Raw genomic sequence first — 17,503 nt, 5'->3', positions numbered from 1 at the left:
ATTGACCGTTTATATGAGCAACAGAACCGACTCTCAAGGGGTGACGATTTTAGGTGCCACTGGTTCCATTGGTGTCAGTACTTTGGATGTATTAAAACGCCATCCAGAGCGCTATTTTGTCACCGCCCTGACCGCCAACCGCAACGTTGATCGTCTCTTTCAGCAGTGTCAGCAGGTGCGGCCTGCGTACGCAGTGATGGTCAATGAAAACGCGGCAGAGCAGTTGTCGCAGCGTTGTCAGCAGGCGGGGCTACCGACGGAAGTGCTGGCCGGTTTGGCCGGTTTGGAGCGGGTTGCGGCTCTGCCGGAAGCCAAAATGGTGATGGCGGCAATTGTCGGTGCGGCGGGTCTGTTGCCCACCTTGGCGGCGGTGCGGGCAGGTAAGCGTGTTTTGTTGGCCAACAAAGAGGCCTTGGTGATGACCGGCCAACTGTTGATGGATGAAGTGCAGCGCTGCGGTGCAGAATTGCTGCCCATCGACAGTGAACACAACGCGGTGTTTCAGTGCATGCCACTTGAGTACGCGGGGGGGTTGCAGCGGGTCGGAGTAGAAAAAGTGCTGTTGACTGCCTCAGGTGGTCCGTTTCGAACCACGCCGGTAGAGCAGTTGAGTGCGGTGACCCCCGATCAAGCCTGTGCGCACCCCAATTGGATCATGGGGCGTAAAATTTCCGTGGATTCCGCCACTATGATGAACAAAGGTCTGGAGGTGATCGAAGCCCATTGGCTGTTTGCCGCCGCTGCCGATAAAATCGAGGTGGTGCTGCACCCTGAAAGCGTGATTCATTCTATGGTCTCTTACCGTGACGGTTCGGTGTTGGCGCAGTTGGGCAATCCTGATATGCGTACCCCCATTGCTCATGCTTTGGCGTGGCCGGAGCGCATTGAATCTGGGGTTGCGCCACTGGATCTGTTGGCGGTGGGGCAGCTTAATTTTGAACAACCTAATTTAGACCGTTTTCCTTGTTTGCGTTTGGCCTTTGAGGCTTTGCGTCAAGGCGGTACCGCTAGCACTTTATTGAATGCCGCCAATGAAATTGCGGTGGAGCGTTTTTTGGATGGACGGCTTGGATTTATGCAGATTCATCAGGTAATTGAGGCGACTTTAGCTGAGGTCGCGGTACAAGAGGCGACGGATTTGTCGCTGATTTTGCAGCAAGATCAATTGGCGCGTGATGTGGCCGTTGAACAAGCCGATCGTTTGCGGAAGGTGTCCTAATCGTGAGTTTTATCATCAGTTTGTTGGCTTTTTTTGTTGCTTTAGGTATTTTGATCACCATCCATGAGTACGGCCATTTTTGGGTGGCGCGTAAAATGGGCGTTAAGGTGCTGCGTTTCTCCATCGGTTTTGGCAAACCGTTGTTTTCATGGCAGGGCAAAGACGGTACGGAATTTGTGGTGGCGGCCATTCCTTTGGGTGGTTACGTCAAGATGCTGGATGAGCGCGAAGGCGAGGTGGCAGCCGAAGAGCTGGATCGTGCTTTTAATCGCAAGAGCGTTTATGCCCGCATTGCGATTGTGATGGCCGGTCCTTTGGCTAATTTTATTTTGGCCATCGCCGCTTATTGGTTGATGTTTGTTATCGGTATCAGTTCATTGTTGCCCATTGTGGCAGAACCACCCAAAGGCACACCGGCGTTTGAGGCGGGTTTGCATAACGAAGATCAGCTGATTTCTGTTAACGGTCAGTCGGTGGCCAGTTGGGATCAAGCGCGCTTGTTGTTAATGGAGGGGTTGCTTGATACCGATCAGCCGTTGCCGTTGCGTGTGGAACGGGCGGTTGGTGGCAGTGAATTGCTTTTGTTGGATCTGCAAGGTCGTTCGTTTTTAAAAGCAGAAGGTGACCCGCTGCGCCAATTGGGACTGTCACCGTGGTGGCCGCAGGTGCCGCCTCAAATCGGGCAAGTGTTGTCAGGTGGGGCGGCTGAAAAAGCCGGTTTGCAGGTGGATGATCTGATTCTGAGTGCAGACGGTGTCAATATTGAGAGCTGGCAAGCGTGGGTGAATTACGTCCGTGCTCGCCCTGAGCAACGTATGGAACTGCGGGTGAAGCGTAATGGCGATGTGATTGTTTTATTTCTAACCCCCGCTCTGAAACAGCTTAAAACGCAGCACATCGGTTATATTGGGGCGGCTGAGACCCGTGCCTTGCCTCTGCGTCAGCAGCGTTTGATGACGGAAATTTCATATTCACCGTTAGAGGCGCTGCAACAGGCAGCGGAAAAAACCTGGCAGATGTCGGTGATCACGTTGCAGATGCTGGGTAAGCTGCTGGTGGGTGATGCCTCACTGAAAAACATCAGTGGGCCGCTGACCATTGCCCAGTATGCCGGTCAGTCGGCCAGCGTTGGTTTGGATCATTATTTGAGTTTCTTGGCGCTGATCAGTATCAGTTTGGGTGTATTAAATTTGTTGCCAATTCCTGTGTTGGACGGTGGCCATCTGCTCTTCTTTTTTATTGAAGTAGTGAAACGGCGGCCACTTTCAGAGCAAACACAGATGATAGGTCAGCAGATAGGGATGTTTTTGTTGATCTGCCTGATGGGCTTGGCTTTTTATAACGATCTCGCGCGTTTGCTGGGCTGAGGGTAATTCATGTTTTATCGTTTTGTATTGCGTTTTTTTGTGCTTATTTGTGTTTTTTTAAACCCAAATGTACTTTGGGCTGTTGATAATACCTTTGTGGTTGAAGCCATTGAAGTAAAAGGCGGTGAGCGGGTCTCTGTTGGCACGGTGCTGAACTATTTGCCGATGCGAGTCGGTGAACGTTATGAGGAACGTGATTCAGGTAAGTTGATTCGAGCGCTTTTTGCCACTGGCATGTTCAATGATGTCAGTTTGGCGCGTGACGATTCAACTTTGGTGGTGACGGTGGTGGAGCGACCGGCTATTTCTGAGATCAAAATTGAGGGCAATGAAAAGCTGGAGGACGAGCAGTTAACCGCTTCACTGAATTCTTTGGGTATTGCGAAGGGGCGGGTTTTTAACCGTTCTGTGTTGGAGCGAGTGCAGCAGGAGATTCGTCGTCTCTATTTCAGCCAAGGCAATTACGGCATGAACATCAAAACCACGGTGGTGCCTCTGGAACGTAACCGAGTGGATATTCAGGTGATGATTCAGGAAGGTGAAGAGTCCAAGATTAAACAGATCAACATCATTGGCAACCGGCGTTTTAGCGATGCGGTGTTGCTGGATCAAATCGAATCATCGGAATCCAGTGCGTTCAGTTTTTTTAGTAGCGCAGATCAATATTCGCGTACCAAACTGGCGGGTGATTTGGAGATTTTACGCTCCTATTATCAAGATCGGGGTTACATTAATTTTAAGGTGCTCTCTTCGCAGATCTCCATTACACCGAATAAACAGGGCATTTACGTCACGATTAATATTGATGAGGGCGAGCAGTATCGTGTGCGTGAAGTGGTTTTGGCAGGGCGTTTTGTGTTGCCCAAAGAGAGCTTAGAAAAGTTACTCTTGATTGAAAAAGACGATATTTTTTCACGTCGCCAAGTAACCAATGCCACCAGCAAAATCTCTGAGCGTTTGGGCGATGATGGTTACGCTTTTGCCAATATTGACGTGGTGCCAACGATTGATGACGAGGCGCGCCAAGTGGATTTGAACATCGTCATCGATCCTGGTAAACGGGTGTATGTGCGGCGGATTATTTTCTCGGGCAATGCAAAAACCCACGATACGGTTTTGCGTCGTGAGATGCGTCAGTTGGAGGGAGGCTGGTTGTCGCCCAGCAAAGTGAAACGCTCGCGGATTCGTTTGCAACGTCTGAGTTACATTGAACAGGTCTCTTTGGAAACCCCAAAGGTGGTTGGGCGTGAGGACCAAGTGGATTTGTACGTTAGTGTGACGGAGCGCTCTTCAGGCTCTTTCAGCATTGGTGCTGGTTACTCCAGTACTCAAGGTTTGCTTTTTAACGCCAGTTTGTCGCAAGAGAATTTATTGGGGACGGGGCAGCGGCTTAAAATTGCGGTTGATAACAGCATTTCTAATGAACAATACAGCCTCTCTTTTACCGACCCCTATCATACGGAGGATGGGGTAAGTCGCACGTTTTCCTTGTTGAGTCGTAAAACCGATGCGACTCAGTTGAGCACAACGGCAGATTATCGACGTGACAGTTATCGTTTGAGTCTGCGTTACGGCATTCCCGTGAATGAGTTCACGACGGTGAAATTGGGTGGTGGTTTAGAACGCAGTGATATTTTCAGTACTGAAAACAGCTCTGATGAAATTAAAGCCTTTGTTGGTAGCAGCGGTAAGCAGCGGTTTGACGGCTCTAATATCGACGCCAGTTTAAGTTACGATCGTCGTAACCGTACTGTGTTTGCCGAGCAGGGTTGGTTGCACCGTCTCTCGTTGGACTGGTCTTTGCCGAGCAGTGATCTGGAGTTTTACAAGCTGGGTTATGATTTTGAATATTATTATCCGGTGACGGATCGTTATGTGTTGTCGTTACGCAGTGAAATAAAATACGGAGAGGGTTATGGTTCACGCATCGACCTGCCCTTTTTTGAAAAATATTACGCTGGCGGCATTCGTTCGGTGCGGGGGTATGAGGCTTATAGCTTAGGGCCGAAAGATTCCCGTGGCGAACCGGCGGGTGGTGATTTTAAGACGGTCTCAACTCTGGAACTTATTTTCCCTCCGCCGTTTGTTGAAGAGCCGGGCTCAACTCGGATCAGCTTTTTTATTGATAATGGCAATGTGTTTACGAAAGCTGAAGATTTTCAACTGACGGAATTACGCAGTTCTATTGGGGTGGCTTTTTTATGGTTGTCGCCCATCGGTCCTTTGAGTATCAGTTACGGAGAGCCGATCAATATTCGCTCAGGTGATACGGAAGATAAGGTACAATTCACCATTGGTACCCTATTTTGAGCCAATTGAGAGCGAGTAGGAGGGCGTATGGGAAAAAATAGAGTTGCAGTGACCCTTGTTCTGCTGTTTAGCAGTTTGGTTTTGCAGGCTGAATCGACATTAAAACTTGGTTTTGTTGATATTCCTTATCTGATTGATAAAGCGCCGACGGCGGTCGAAGCGGCTTTAAGGTTGGAAAAAGAGTTTGCTCCACGTCAACTGCTGCTGCAAAAACAGCAGAAGAGTTTGGATGAAAAACGTTATCTGCTGGAAAAAGAGGGTTTGGTGATGTCAATCCCAAAACGGCGTTTGTTGGAGAAAGAGATCCGCCGTTTAAAACGCAAAAAAGATCGCAATGAGCAGGATTTTCGCGAAGATCTTAATATTCAAAAAAACAATGAGTTTAAAAAAGTGCGGCGTTCTGTGATGGAGGCGATAGCGCAATTAGCAAAAGATGAGCAGTATGATCTTATTCTCAGTGACGGGGTGCTGTTTGCCAGTAAACGCACCGATCTGACGCAAAAACTGCTAAATGTGTTGAAAAGCCAGCTTTTATTGCACTCCGTGCCAGAATAAAAAATAACAACGTAGATTATAGGATGTGTGTGCGATTTTCTCTGCTTGATCTTGCTGATCGTTTTCAGTTGCAGCTGGTTGGAGAAGCTGCCATCGAAGTGGATCGAATGGAGCCACTGGTGAGTGCTTCGGCGGGAGCCTTGAGCTTTTTATCGCAGAAGAAGTTTCAGCCGTTGTTGCTCAAAAGTGCAGCCAGTGCCGTTATTCTCAAACCCGAGTGGGCGGAGTCTGCACCGATGGCAGTGCTGCTCTCAGACAATCCTTATTTGAGTTACGCCAAAATTGCGCGGTTGCTGCATTCTGTGCCGATTCCAGCCGCTGGAATTCATGCGTCTGCAACGATAGATTCGAAAGCGCAGATAGATCCGACGGCTTCCATTGCCGCTCAGGTGGTGATTGAGGCGGGTGTGGTTGTAGAAGCAGGCTGTTTTGTTGGTGCAGGAAGCTATCTTGGTGAGCGAGTTCATTTGGCTGATCGGGTCTATTTGAACCCACATGTAACGATTCATCACGATTGTTACTTGGGCAAACGAGTGAAAGTGCAGTCGGGGACGGTGATTGGTGCTGAGGGGTTTGGTTACGCCAATGAAGAGGGGCGTTGGTTGGCGATTCCACAGATCGGTGCGGTTCAGATTGGCGATGATGTTGAAATTGGTGCCAACACCACCATTGATCGTGGCGCGCTTGAGGACACGGTGATTGAAGAGGGGGTTATTTTAGATAACCTGATTCAGGTGGCACACAATGTTCATATTGGGGCGTTTAGTGCCATTGCAGGCTGTGTTGGCATCGCGGGCAGTGCTAAAATTGGTCGTCACTGCACAGTGGGAGGGGCGGCGGGTATTTTAGGTCATTTGGAAATTGCCGATTACGTCAATATTACCGCCAAATCATTGGTGACAAGCTCTATTGGCGAGGCGGGAACCTATTCGTCGGGTACGCCTTTGCAGCCCAATCGGCTCTGGAAACGCAACCGGGTGCGTTTTTCACAACTGGATTTGATGGCACGCCGTTTGGCGGCTTTAGAAAAAAAATAAATTAAATTATTTCGAGGATTGTATTTTGAATGAGATGAGTATTCATGAGGTGCTGGAGTATTTGCCGCACCGCTACCCTTTTTTATTGATTGACCGTGTGCTTGATATTGAGTTGGGCAGTCATCTGACCGCGATTAAAAACGTCACGTTTAACGAGCCGTTTTTTACCGGTCACTTTCCCAATCGCCCGGTGTTTCCTGGGGTGTTGATGTTGGAAGCGATGGCGCAGGCGACGGGTATTTTGGTGTTTAAAACCCAAGAAAAAAAACCCACCGATAAAAGTTTGTATTTGTTTGTTTCCATTGATAAAGCGCGTTTTAAGCGTCAAGTAGAACCCGGTGATCAGTTGACGATTAAAGTCAAATTGTTGAAACAAAAACGGGGTATGTGGAAGTTTGCCACCGAAGCGTGGGTGGGCGATGAATTGGCGTGCAGCGCAGAATTAATGGGTGCAGAGCGAGAAATTGACTCTTGATTCACCCAACGGCCATTATTGATCCCAGTGCGACACTTGCAGAAGATGTGAGTGTTGGCCCGTATAGCATTATTGGTGCGGCTGTGGAGATCGGTTCTGGCTGTGAGATTGCATCGCATGTGGTGATTGGTGATTCGACTCGGATCGGTAAAAACAATCGAATTTTCCAATTTTCCTCTGTGGGTGAAGTTGCACAGGATTTGAAGTATGCCGGTGAAGAGAGCTTTTTAGAGATCGGTGATCACAATGTGATTCGTGAGTTCGTCACTTTGCACCGAGGTACGGCGAAGGGGGGAGGATACACTCGTATTGGTGACCATAATTTGTTTATGGCTTACGCTCATGTTGCCCATGATTGCCAAGTGGCAAATCATACTATTTTTTCCAATGCCGCTTCCATTGCAGGTCATGTAAAAGTGGATGATTATGCCATTTTAGGCGGTTTTACCTGTGTGCATCAGTTCAGTCACATCGGTACTCATGCGTTTTCAGGTTTGGGCACGATCATTAATCGGGATGTGCCGCCTTTTGTGATGGTGGCCGGTAATCACGCTTCGGCTTATGGGATCAATAAGCGCGGTTTGAAGCGCCGTGGGTTTTCCGATGAGTTAATTCAAGCGCTGCACCAAACATTCAAGCTGTTGGTGAAAAATCGAGGCGCGCGTGATGAGGCGTTGTTGAAAGTAAAGTTATTAGCCGAAGAACATCAACAGGTTAAAGATCTGCTGGCCTTTATTGAAGGCAGTGAGCGTGGTATTGTTCGTTAAGGTTTTTCTGTTGTAAATCTACTTTAATAGTACCCATAAAAAAACCCGCAATTTGCGGGTTTTTTTATGGGTGGTTAATTGTGAAGGATCAGTTGGCGAAGTCCCAACGATAACCAAGATTGATGTAGAACTCATTAGTATCCGTTGTGCCGCCAGCGTTATCGGTATCTGAGGTGATGTCCATTCTAAGCTCACTTTCAAAACTGATGTCGCGTTTGAAACGATAATCCACCCGTACCGAAGGGGTGAGCACAACACTGTCGCTGTTGAGGCTTTTATTATCGCGTTTTTGCACCACCAACCTAGGGTTAAAACGCCATTTGTTATAGGGGTAACGCATGTTCCCTGAGAGGTAAATGACGTTACTGCTGTCGCTGTTTTGCACCCGCAAACCGACAATACCGGAGTCACCTTTTTTCAGTAGATTGTTGGCAATCAACTGTAGGTTGTAGGAGATGTCTTGGCCACTGCTGCCGGTCAAAGAGGCCACGTTGAGGCTGGTATCGTATTGATATTTTTTGTTGATCGGACGTGCCCAGCCTAAGGTGAGGTTTCTGCTCTCTTCGGTTTTATCTTTGGCGAGCTGATAAATTTGATCATCGCTGAAGTTTTGTTGCAGTTCAGCCAAAGTGAGAAGCTGATTGCCCGCAAGATCGCTGCTACCGATGGCGTTTTGGGTTAATAAAGTGGGGCTTTTCAGTTGACTGTAGGAGAGATACGCTCGGCCTTTATTTTCCAGTGTCCAATTACCTAAAATTAACACGGTGTTGAGTTCATTGTGGAAGATGTCGTAGTCCAACAGGGTGAAGAGAGAGCGGTTTTTATCTAAATAACGTGCTTCACCCCCGATGGCACGTCGATCAACCAGCGCATCAAACCTCTGTTCGATAAAATAACCGGTGAAATCCCAGTTTTCCTGATAGGGGCCATACTCGACGCTGGCACCGTAAAAAGGGTTGTCGGTATTGATTTGCGCGTAGTCACTGGTGTTGACTGGAAAGCCGATAACGGCGTTGGTACGAATTTTTTGGGTGATGGAATAACCGCTGAGCAGGCCATCAAAACGGCCTAAAACGCCGTATTTATTCAGCCGTTGGCGACCGATTCTGCCGGACAGTTGAGTGTCCTTATCCACCACTTCGGCATAAAGAGAGCGTAGGCGAGTGCGATCTCGTGCAGTGTCTAAAGAGTCGGTCGGGAATTCGTAACGGCTGTCGAGGTTCATGTCGGTACTGACTTCGAAGCGTCCGCCACGTCGGTCGGCACTAAAACTGATGTAGGTGTTGAGGTCCGACTGGGTCTGCTCGGAAGTGGAGCTGCCGTTGCTGGTGGTATTTCGATTCGCAGTAGAGTAGTACTGCGACAGATTGGTGAAATAACGCCATTTTGGTTTGCGATCTTGGCGCTGTTTGGCGGAGCCACGCAGTTTTTCCCGAGGTTGCACCTGTGCGGTTAATAGACCAGACAGGCGTTGTTGTACTCGTTGGGTCTCTTTGCCTTTAGGGTATTGGCGCAAGTAATTTTCATACTCCGCTTTGGCGTGTGCCAGCTGACCTTTGCGTTCATAGGCAAGACCAAGCAGTTCTTGGCTGTCTTTCTGTTGACTGCTGTGACCGTTTTGGTGTAGATGAGTGAGCAGTGATATGGCTCGCCGGTATTTTTTGCCGGTCATCGCTTGGCGAGCTGCTTTCATAATGCGTTGACTCTCTGCTACCGAGAGTTTTGCTTTTGAGTTGCGCGTGTTTTTGTTGAGGCTGGGGTTTTTACTGGGGCGTTGTTTAGCAACCTTGCGGTTGTTTTGTTTATTGGCCAGTTGTTGTTCTTTTTTCGAGGCTTTCGCAACCCAGGCTGAGGGGTATTGAGATTTAATGCCATTGAGTGCTCGTCGGGCAGCAGCCAAGCTGGGGAAAAACCCCAACCGCAGACGGTTCCAAATTTTACCGTCTTTTTTGCTTTTGAAACGCACGGTATACAGTTGATAACGCTCGTAGTCTTTGACCTGAGATGGTTTTTTAATCTGTGTTTGTGATGATTGTAGGTTGATTGCATAAGCAGATGCCGCTTCTACACTGGATATGGAGAAGCCAGAAAGAAGGCTCAGCATCAGTAGAGCTGAGCCAAGCAGGCGCGCAGAGCGCACCCGATTGAGTGGATGCTGACTCATTAATCAAAGCTCCTGTCTCGAACACTGTGTTCTCTGGATTTATGGCAGGCACCAGCACAATCTCGTAGGGCGCTGACACTGGCATTTCTGTGCTCGCCTGGAACATAGTCTTTGGCGTGACAACCGGCGCAATCAGGCTGATACGCTGGGGCCAGCCAAGGAATTTGTTGGCTATTGGTGCGATGGCAGCTCTGACAATCAAGTCGAGCAGCGTGATCACCAGGGTAGGCGGGGCTGCTGTGACGGAATTGCAGGGTGGGTGTCCAACGGGTGCTGGTATGGCAGACATTGCACTCTTGACTGGTGATGAAGTGGTTGCCGCTTTTGCCGGTGGCTGTGACGTTGTTATGGCAGCCAGAACAGCCGCCTGTCACGGTACTGTGATCGAAGCTGGCGGGTAACCAAGCGTTGGTGCGATGACAGACGTTGCAGTCGGCGGTGGTGGCCAAATGCTGTGGGTGTTTGCCGGTGGAGGTCACGCCGTTGTGACAACTTGAGCAAGAGCCGCTGATTTCGTTGTGATCGGTGCGCACCGTAGGTACCCAGCGGGTGGCGCTGTGGCACGCTTCACAGACGTTGCTGGTCTGAATGTGAGTCGGGTTTTTACCGGTGGCACTGACCCCGTTGTGGCAAGCAAAACAGTTGGTGCTGACGTTGTTGTGATCTACCCGAGCTGACCAGTTACTGGTGTTGTGGCAGACGTCGCACTCAGCGCTGGTTTGAACGTGGCGGCTGCTTTTTCCGGTGGCTTGGCTGCCGTTGTGACAGCTGGAGCAGGTTCCAGGTAGCACACCTTCGTGGTTGAAGTTGGATACGTTCCAGCTTTTAACCGTGTGGCAACTGTCGCATTCCGTGTTGGTGGTGATGTGACGGGCGCTTTTGCCTTCCGCGGTAACGCCGTTGTGGCAAGTGGAGCAGGAGCCTCTTACTTCGTTGTGATCGACGTTACGCAGACTGCGCCAGCTCATGCTGCGATGACAGGATTCACAGCTGTCGCTGGTGTTGATATGGCGTGCGTTTTTACCTTCTGCCATCAAGCCGTTGTGGCAGTTGGTGCAGGCTTGGCCACCGCCGACGGTGTTGTGGTCAAATCGTACCTCGGACATGCTGGTGGTGGTGTGGCAATCATCACAGGCCGCATTGGTGGGCACGTGATTGGCTGATATGCCAGATGCAATGCGGCCGTTGTGGCACTGGGCACATTGAGTCGGGGTGCCTTTAAAGACACCGCGCACATGACAAGTGGCGCATTCGACATTGACATGGCCGCCATTGAGGGGAAAACCGGTGGTCCAATGATCAAATTTTTCTTTGGCTGAGCCGGTGCTGGGCAAAAAAGCCAGACACAAAAGCAGCATTAATAACGTGCTGATGGCGCTGCCGCCGTGGCGTGGCCTATTTTGAGAATTCCACATGGTCGTTACTCCTTGTTGGGCGGCATTGCCCAGTTTTTGGTCATTGGGTTCGGTGTTTATTGCAGCTCAATATCACTGAAGCTGTCACCGGTATGGCAGCGGTCGCAGTGACGGCCAAAATTGCCACGGTGAATGTCATCGCTTTGGTGGCAGCTGTAGCAGTCGTGAGCCAGACGGATTTTCCCGCCGATGGGGGTGCGTCGATGACAGAGGTGGCAATCCAATTTGTCATGTATGCCTTCCAGTTTGTAATCGGTGTTTTTGTTGTGATCAAAAATCCACGCTTTCCAATCATTGGGGTTGTGGCACTGAGCACAGTTGTCGCCGAGGCGGCCTTTGTGTTTTTCATCGTCTTGCTCATGGCAGTCGTTGCACTTGCTGGAGGCATCTTGGTATTCATTAGAGAGGTGGCACTCTTCGCAAGGGGTGACGGCGTGTTGACCAATGAGCGGAAATTGGGTGATGTCGTGATCAAAAAAGAGCTCGTTACCCCAACCTTTTTCATTATGGCACTCTTGGCACAGTTTGCCCTGTTGGCCGCGATGCACGTCTTGGGTTTTATGACAGGCATAACATTCCGCTTTTAGCTGTTCTTCAAAGACACCGCCTTTGTGGCAACCCTCGCAAGACAAATCGGTGTGTTTGCCAATCAGCGGAAACTTGGTGTCTTTGTCATGATTGAAATCGGTGCCTGACCAGCTCTTGGTGGTGTGGCAATCTTGGCATTTTACCCCGTTACGTCCTTTGTGTACGTCATCGAGCTTGTGGCACGAGTTGCAGGTTTGTTTGCGTTTTTTCTTGGTGTAAAGTTTGGGGCCGGTGTGGCACGTATCACATTGGACTTTTTTGTGCGCGCCGGTGAGACGGTATTTGGTGTCACGGTCGTGTTTGAATTTGACCTTTTTCCAGTCCCGTTCGGTGTGACAGCTTTGGCATTTTTTGCCGTAGCGGCCTTGATGGGTGTCATTTATTTTATGACAGCTGACACAGGTTTTGGGGGTGTCTTTGTAGTGCTCGTCGGCGTGACAGAGGTTGCATTTGACCTTTTTATGATGGCCTTTGAGGGGGAAATCGGTTTTGCTGTGATCAAAGACCTCTTGTTGACGCCACGATTGTTCGCTGTGGCAGTCGGCGCATTTGTCACCCAATTTGCCCTGATGACGATCATCGGCTTTGTGGCAGTCGATGCAGTTGTGCGGTGCTTCTCGATGGGGTTTTCCGGAGGTATGGCACGCATTACAAGAGGCTTTCAGATGCGCGCCGTTGAGGCGAAAATCGGTCATGCGATGGTTAAAATTGAGCGGGTCAAGACGCATGATGTCTTCATCACGCCCTTTGTGGTCGCTGTGACAGGTTTTGCACTCTTTGGTGCTGGCGTTTTTGATTCGACCGTGAAAGCCTTTTTTGGCCTGAATGTCGTCTTTGATGTTTTTATGATCGTGACAGTCTAGGCAGAATTTATTTTGGCTCTCTTTTTTAAAGGAGGCGTGGCAGTTTTCACACTTCTCTTCAAATTTGGCGTGATTTTTTGTTAATGGCCCAGGCATAACCAAGGTTTCAAAGTTAATCGCTGAACTTTGAGGTGCCCATAACAGCAGGCCGAGTAGCACAATTTGGTAGACAAAACCCTTTGTCCGCATAACGTCACCTTTTAACCTTGGTTATTTATCTGTTGGCTCAATAGTAATGCACGGCAATGACATGGAAAATACCGGTGATGACCAGCATAAAAAACAGCGGCAAATGCATCAGATGCCAGAGAGCGAACATTTTTTCGTAAAATTTAAATTCCGCAGCTTTGCGCAGTGTAACAAAATAGTCGTCCAGATGAAGCTGAGCCTGAGCATTGATGCGCTTGCGTTCACGTCGACTTTTGTCTGCATTGGCTGTATGTAGCGCTAATTTGATCTCTTTTCGAATTTTTTTGTGCTGGTGGCGAATGCGCGTGCCAAGAGAGAGCAGCCGATAGGTGCCGTGAAGAAAATTCTTTGAGGGTGCCAAAATGTCGCGCTCAAAATTGTGTAAATGTTCTTCTAGGTGAGGGGCGACGGCAAAAATGGGTTCAAAACCAAGGCGACTGCTTTCCGTCTGTTGTTTTAGCTCTTTCAAGCCAGCCAGTTCGCCGTACAGGCCGTAGTGAATTTTGGTGTAAAAGTAACGCCCAAACAGGCCACTGCCAGAGACGACTAACATACAGATCATGGCGATGTTGCTGTTCATGGAGCCAAAACCAAACCCGCTGTGAAATATAATGGCTACAGGGCCCAAGATACCGAACATCATATGGATTTGAAACCAGTAGCGAATCGGTGCCCAATTGCGCCAGGCTTTGAGCTTTTTGCGTACTGGGTAGAGCAGCAACAGTAGCATCAATGAGCCACCAACGATGCCCAATGTGTAACCGAGACCTTCTTCCGCAGTGAGGTAATTTTCGTCCTTGTTCATCCAGCCCCATGCCAATAACGTGATAATGATCAAACCAAAAACACGGGCGGTGGTTGAAAGGGCGGGTGCGCTGGCGAGGCGTTTTGTTTGTGTTGGGTTGCTGCTCATATCAAATCACACATCATGGTTAAGGTGCGCAAGCTTATTCTGATCCGTAGGATAGGCTTGAACACGTTATAAATTAAGCTTAAGTTTTTGTTAATATTGAGGTTTTTAATCACATATCAACGTGTTGACTATAATAGGAAAGGGACACCGTCGAGACTATGACACAGATCACATCATGGGGAAACTTTTTCTCTGTAAGGCCGCTGGATGGTATATATTTAGGCCATTTTTAGCAATCGCACTTGGGAGTCAAGACATTATGGAAAGCACTAACTCGTTGGCTATGTTGGTTTATTCGCTGCCCTTGCTGTTTATTTGGGTGGTGTACTTAGGGATGCGTCATTTTAAAAAACGTAAAACGGTACGGGTCAGGGATGAGGCCAGAGAAGCGGGCATGACGGAACCGGCTTCGCTGCATCCGCTGATCAATCCGAATATTTGCATTGGTTGCGGCTCCTGTGTGGACGCCTGTCCAGAACAACCGCTGCATCATGTTTTAGGGTTGATTTCAGGTAAGGCGCATCTGGTTTCTCCGACGGATTGCATTGGCCACGGTGCCTGTAAACGTTCCTGTCCGATGGATGCGATTGAGTTGGTGTTTGGTACTGAAAAGCGCGGACTGGATATCCCGTTGGTGGCTTCCGACTTCCAGACCAATATGAAAGGCATTTTTATTGCCGGTGAGCTGGGTGGCATGGGGCTGATCCGAAATGCGGTGGAGCAGGGACGCCAAGCGATGGAGTCGATTGCTGGTTTTTCCGGTGTGGGTAAGAAAAACAAAGACCCTGATGTTTATGATGTGGTTATTGTTGGCGCAGGACCGGCAGGTTTTTCTGCCACTCTGGGTGCAATGGAAAAAGGCTTGCGGCACAAAACCATCGATCAAGATTCGTTGGGTGGCACGGTGTTTCAATTCCCTCGTGGCAAGTTGGTCATGACCGCTCCGGTGAAGTTGCCCATTGTGGGGTCGGTAAAATTTACCGAAACCAGTAAAGAGGCGCTGTTGGCGTTCTGGCAGAAGGTTGAAAAAGAGCAAGGGATGCAGATCAGTTACCACGAAAAGGTCGATGGCATCAGCAAAACGGATAAAGGCTATGAGGTGAAAACCTCCAAAGGCACGTATCAAACCAAAACCGTACTGTTGGCCATCGGTCGAAGGGGCACACCGCGCAAGCTGGGGGTGGAGGGCGAAGAGCAGCCGAAGGTGGTTTATCGCCTCATGGATCCCGAGCAGTACAAAGGTCAAAGTGTGGTGATTGTGGGCGGCGGTGACAGTGCGCTGGAAGCGGCGGTGAGCATCTCTGAGGAAGAGGGTACCGATGTGACGATCTCTTATCGAAGTGGCGGTTTCAGTCGCGCCAAGGAGAAAAACCGTCTTAAGGTGGCCGCCGCCGCAGAAAATGGCAGTTTGAGGGTGTTGATGAACTCAACAGTGAAACAAATTGGTAAAGAAGATATTCAGATTGATCAGCAGGGTGAGGTGATCAAATTGCCCAATGATGCGGTGATTGTGAATGCCGGTGGTATTTTACCCACCCCCTTTTTGAAAGAGATTGGTATTACGGTGGAGACCAAACATGGTACGGCTTAATACGTTACTTTTGAGTTTTATTCTGTTGCTGAGTTCTGGTTTTGTTAGCCAGAGCATGGCGGCGGATGAGGCCTTGGATGAGGTCAAAGCGGCGGTTCGGCTGCGAGATTATGATAAGGCGGTTAAATTGCTTTATCCCTTGGCACGGGGCGGCAACGTCGAAGCGCAATATCAGTTGGGCAATTTGCTGCGTTCAGGGCGCGGCATTGCTAAGGACCACGAAAAATCATTTTTTTGGTTGAAAAAAGCCGCAGAGAATAAACACGTCAAGGCGCAATACAATTTAGCCAGCATGTACGCCAACGGTTGGGGTACCGAAGAAGATAAAGCACAGCAACGGCGCTGGTTGCAAGCGGCGGCCGATCAAGGCCACCGCATGGCCAAAAACAAGCTTAAGAAAATGGCTGCTGCGGGGGATGAAGGGGTCAAAGTGGCCTCCAGTGAACGTGATGTGGCGCTGCGCGCCGCTGCCGCGTCTGGTGATGCTGGACGTGTTAATCAACTTTTAGCGCAGGGAGCCAACCCGAATAAAACCGATAAATTTGGTCGCACTGCTTTGAGTGAAGCGGCAGCGGTGGGCAGTAAACGCATTGTTGATGCGTTGTTGAGCAAGGGTGCTAACAGTAACCATAAAGATCAATTTGGTGATACGTCGGTGCATCTGGCCATCAAAGCAGGTCATCGAGAGGTTTTAAGCGCTTTGTTGAAAAGCGGTGCCAAAGTCAATCAAGCGGATGACAACGGCAGCACGCCGTTGATGTTGGCGGTGGTTAAGGGCGATCGCCACATGGTGAGTACCCTTTTGGCCAGTCGTGCCAAAGTCAATCTGAAGGATGAAAAGGGACGCAGCGCGGCGCATTTGGCTAAGGTAAAAGGCAAGAAAAAAATCTTGCAGTTATTGTTGGCCAAAGGTGCCAAGCTGGAAAAAGTAAAAAGCAAGCCTAAGATCAGGGTGGCGAATTTGAAACCCGGCGTCAGCCGTGAAAAAGGCATGCACAGCGGCTGGAGCAATTTGATGGTGGCCAGTTGGCGTGGCCAGACGGCACTGGTTGCTTCCTTACTCCGGCAGGGCTCGAAGATTAATCGTAAAGATAAAAACGGCTACACGGCTCTCAGTCGAGCCGCTTGGCAAGGGCAAGATAGCGTTGTCAGAGTGCTGCTAAAAAAAGGCGCGCAGGTTAACAGTGCCACCAAAGAGGGGCGTACGCCTTTGGCGTTGGCTGCTGAAAATGGGCATACGAAGGTGGTGAAACGGCTGTTAAGAGCCAAAGCCAAAGTGGATACCCAGCAGAGTGATGGAGCTACACCGCTGATTCAGGCGGTCAAGGGCAGCCACAAAAAGGTGGTTGATCAGTTACTGAAAGCCAAAGCGGCACCGAATAAAACCCAAAAGAACGGCATGACCGCGCTGATGTGGGCGGCACGTTTGGGTAATGCCAGCATTGTGAAATCTTTGATTAAATCCGGTGCCAGAGTGCGGGCGCGGGATCGTCGTGGTCGTAGCCCGTTGCGGTTTGCCATTGAAGAGGGTCATGCCAAGACGGTCAAGCAGTTATTGGCTTACAAAGTTCGCCTCAATAAAGCAGCCAAAGACGGTCATACGCCACTTTCTCGGGCATCGGCCTTGGGTCAAGCTGCGGTGGTAAAAGCGTTACTGGACGCAGGGGCAACGTTGGATTATCAGAGCGCCAAAGGCAGCACCTCGTTGATGTTGGCCGCTGGTGCGGGTTACAACAAAGTGTTGACCATTTTGGTCTCTAAGAAAGCCAAACTGAATTTGCGCAATCAAGAGGGCAATACGGCGCTGCATTTGGCTGTGATCGGCGGTCACTCTGGTTCGGTACGGATGTTGTTGCAGGCGGGAGCCAAGGTCACTTTGCGCAATAAACAGCGGAAAAAGCCCGTTGATTTGGCTGAAGAACATGGGGAGAAGCGCACGGTGAAGATGCTGAAGGAGTTTGCCTCTAAGCAGAAAATATTGGGTATTTTCTAGCGCGTGTTTCGCTAGGTTTATAGAACGGCGACCTTGGTCGCCGTTTTGCGTTTTTAA

13 protein-coding genes are annotated in these 17,503 nt (G+C 49.6%); 9 read left to right on the top strand and 4 right to left on the bottom strand.

Annotation, left to right across the window (positions count from 1 at the left end; translation table 11 throughout):
- Positions 1–13 precede the first annotated feature (13 nt).
- Genes ispC through lpxA form a run of 7 tightly spaced genes read left to right on the top strand, consistent with a single transcriptional unit; the run spans position 14 to position 7,730 of the window.
- The gene (gene ispC, locus Q9O24_10880) at positions 14–1,219 is read left to right on the top strand and encodes a 1-deoxy-D-xylulose-5-phosphate reductoisomerase (GenBank protein MDQ7075630.1); all 1,206 of its coding nucleotides are present in this window, start codon (positions 14–16) and stop codon (positions 1,217–1,219) included.
- A gap of 2 nt (positions 1,220–1,221) precedes the next feature.
- The gene (gene rseP, locus Q9O24_10875) at positions 1,222–2,586 is read left to right on the top strand and encodes a sigma E protease regulator RseP (GenBank protein MDQ7075629.1); all 1,365 of its coding nucleotides are present in this window, start codon (positions 1,222–1,224) and stop codon (positions 2,584–2,586) included.
- Positions 2,587–2,595: 9 nt separating this feature from the next.
- A complete protein-coding gene (bamA, locus tag Q9O24_10870; GenBank protein MDQ7075628.1) occupies positions 2,596–4,896 on the top strand; it encodes an outer membrane protein assembly factor BamA in 2,301 nt (766 codons plus the stop codon).
- 27 nt (positions 4,897–4,923) lie between these two features.
- Entirely contained in the window at positions 4,924–5,451 is a 528-nt protein-coding gene (locus Q9O24_10865; protein ID MDQ7075627.1) for an OmpH family outer membrane protein, read from the top strand.
- A 29-nt stretch (positions 5,452–5,480) separates the two neighbouring features.
- Complete coding sequence (gene lpxD / locus Q9O24_10860) at positions 5,481–6,488, top strand: UDP-3-O-(3-hydroxymyristoyl)glucosamine N-acyltransferase (protein ID MDQ7075626.1); 1,008 nt, start codon at positions 5,481–5,483, stop codon at positions 6,486–6,488.
- A 34-nt stretch (positions 6,489–6,522) separates the two neighbouring features.
- A complete protein-coding gene (fabZ, locus tag Q9O24_10855) occupies positions 6,523–6,963 on the top strand; it encodes a 3-hydroxyacyl-ACP dehydratase FabZ (protein MDQ7075625.1) in 441 nt (146 codons plus the stop codon).
- Complete coding sequence (gene lpxA / locus Q9O24_10850; GenBank protein ID MDQ7075624.1) at positions 6,960–7,730, top strand: acyl-ACP--UDP-N-acetylglucosamine O-acyltransferase; 771 nt, start codon at positions 6,960–6,962, stop codon at positions 7,728–7,730. Before fabZ ends, lpxA begins: the two co-directional genes overlap by 4 nt.
- Before the next feature lie 88 nt (positions 7,731–7,818).
- Here lpxA and Q9O24_10845 read toward each other — a convergent pair whose 3' ends face one another.
- The 4 genes from Q9O24_10845 to Q9O24_10830 are packed head-to-tail and all read right to left on the bottom strand — an operon-like array spanning position 7,819 to position 13,862.
- On the bottom strand, positions 7,819–9,894 hold the full coding sequence (locus tag Q9O24_10845) for an SPOR domain-containing protein (GenBank protein MDQ7075623.1): 2,076 nt from the start codon (positions 9,892–9,894) through the stop codon (positions 7,819–7,821).
- Entirely contained in the window at positions 9,894–11,309 is a 1,416-nt protein-coding gene (locus tag Q9O24_10840) for a hypothetical protein (GenBank protein MDQ7075622.1), read from the bottom strand. Before Q9O24_10840 ends, Q9O24_10845 begins: the two co-directional genes overlap by 1 nt.
- Before the next feature lie 56 nt (positions 11,310–11,365).
- Complete coding sequence (locus Q9O24_10835; protein ID MDQ7075621.1) at positions 11,366–12,949, bottom strand: cytochrome C; 1,584 nt, start codon at positions 12,947–12,949, stop codon at positions 11,366–11,368.
- Between the two features lie 37 nt (positions 12,950–12,986).
- A complete protein-coding gene (locus Q9O24_10830; protein MDQ7075620.1) occupies positions 12,987–13,862 on the bottom strand; it encodes a hypothetical protein in 876 nt (291 codons plus the stop codon).
- Positions 13,863–14,121: 259 nt separating this feature from the next.
- Between Q9O24_10830 and Q9O24_10825 the strand changes: the two genes are divergently transcribed.
- A complete protein-coding gene (locus Q9O24_10825; GenBank protein MDQ7075619.1) occupies positions 14,122–15,453 on the top strand; it encodes an NAD(P)-binding domain-containing protein in 1,332 nt (443 codons plus the stop codon).
- Complete coding sequence (locus tag Q9O24_10820; protein MDQ7075618.1) at positions 15,440–17,446, top strand: ankyrin repeat domain-containing protein; 2,007 nt, start codon at positions 15,440–15,442, stop codon at positions 17,444–17,446. Before Q9O24_10825 ends, Q9O24_10820 begins: the two co-directional genes overlap by 14 nt.
- Positions 17,447–17,503: the final 57 nt, after the last annotated feature.

The organism is Gammaproteobacteria bacterium (genome assembly GCA_030949385.1).
Classification (GTDB): Bacteria; Pseudomonadota; Gammaproteobacteria; order JAUZRS01; family JAUZRS01; genus JAUZRS01.
The sequence above is the reverse complement of the archived record's forward strand: the minus strand, read 5'-3'. Positions and strand labels throughout refer to the sequence as shown.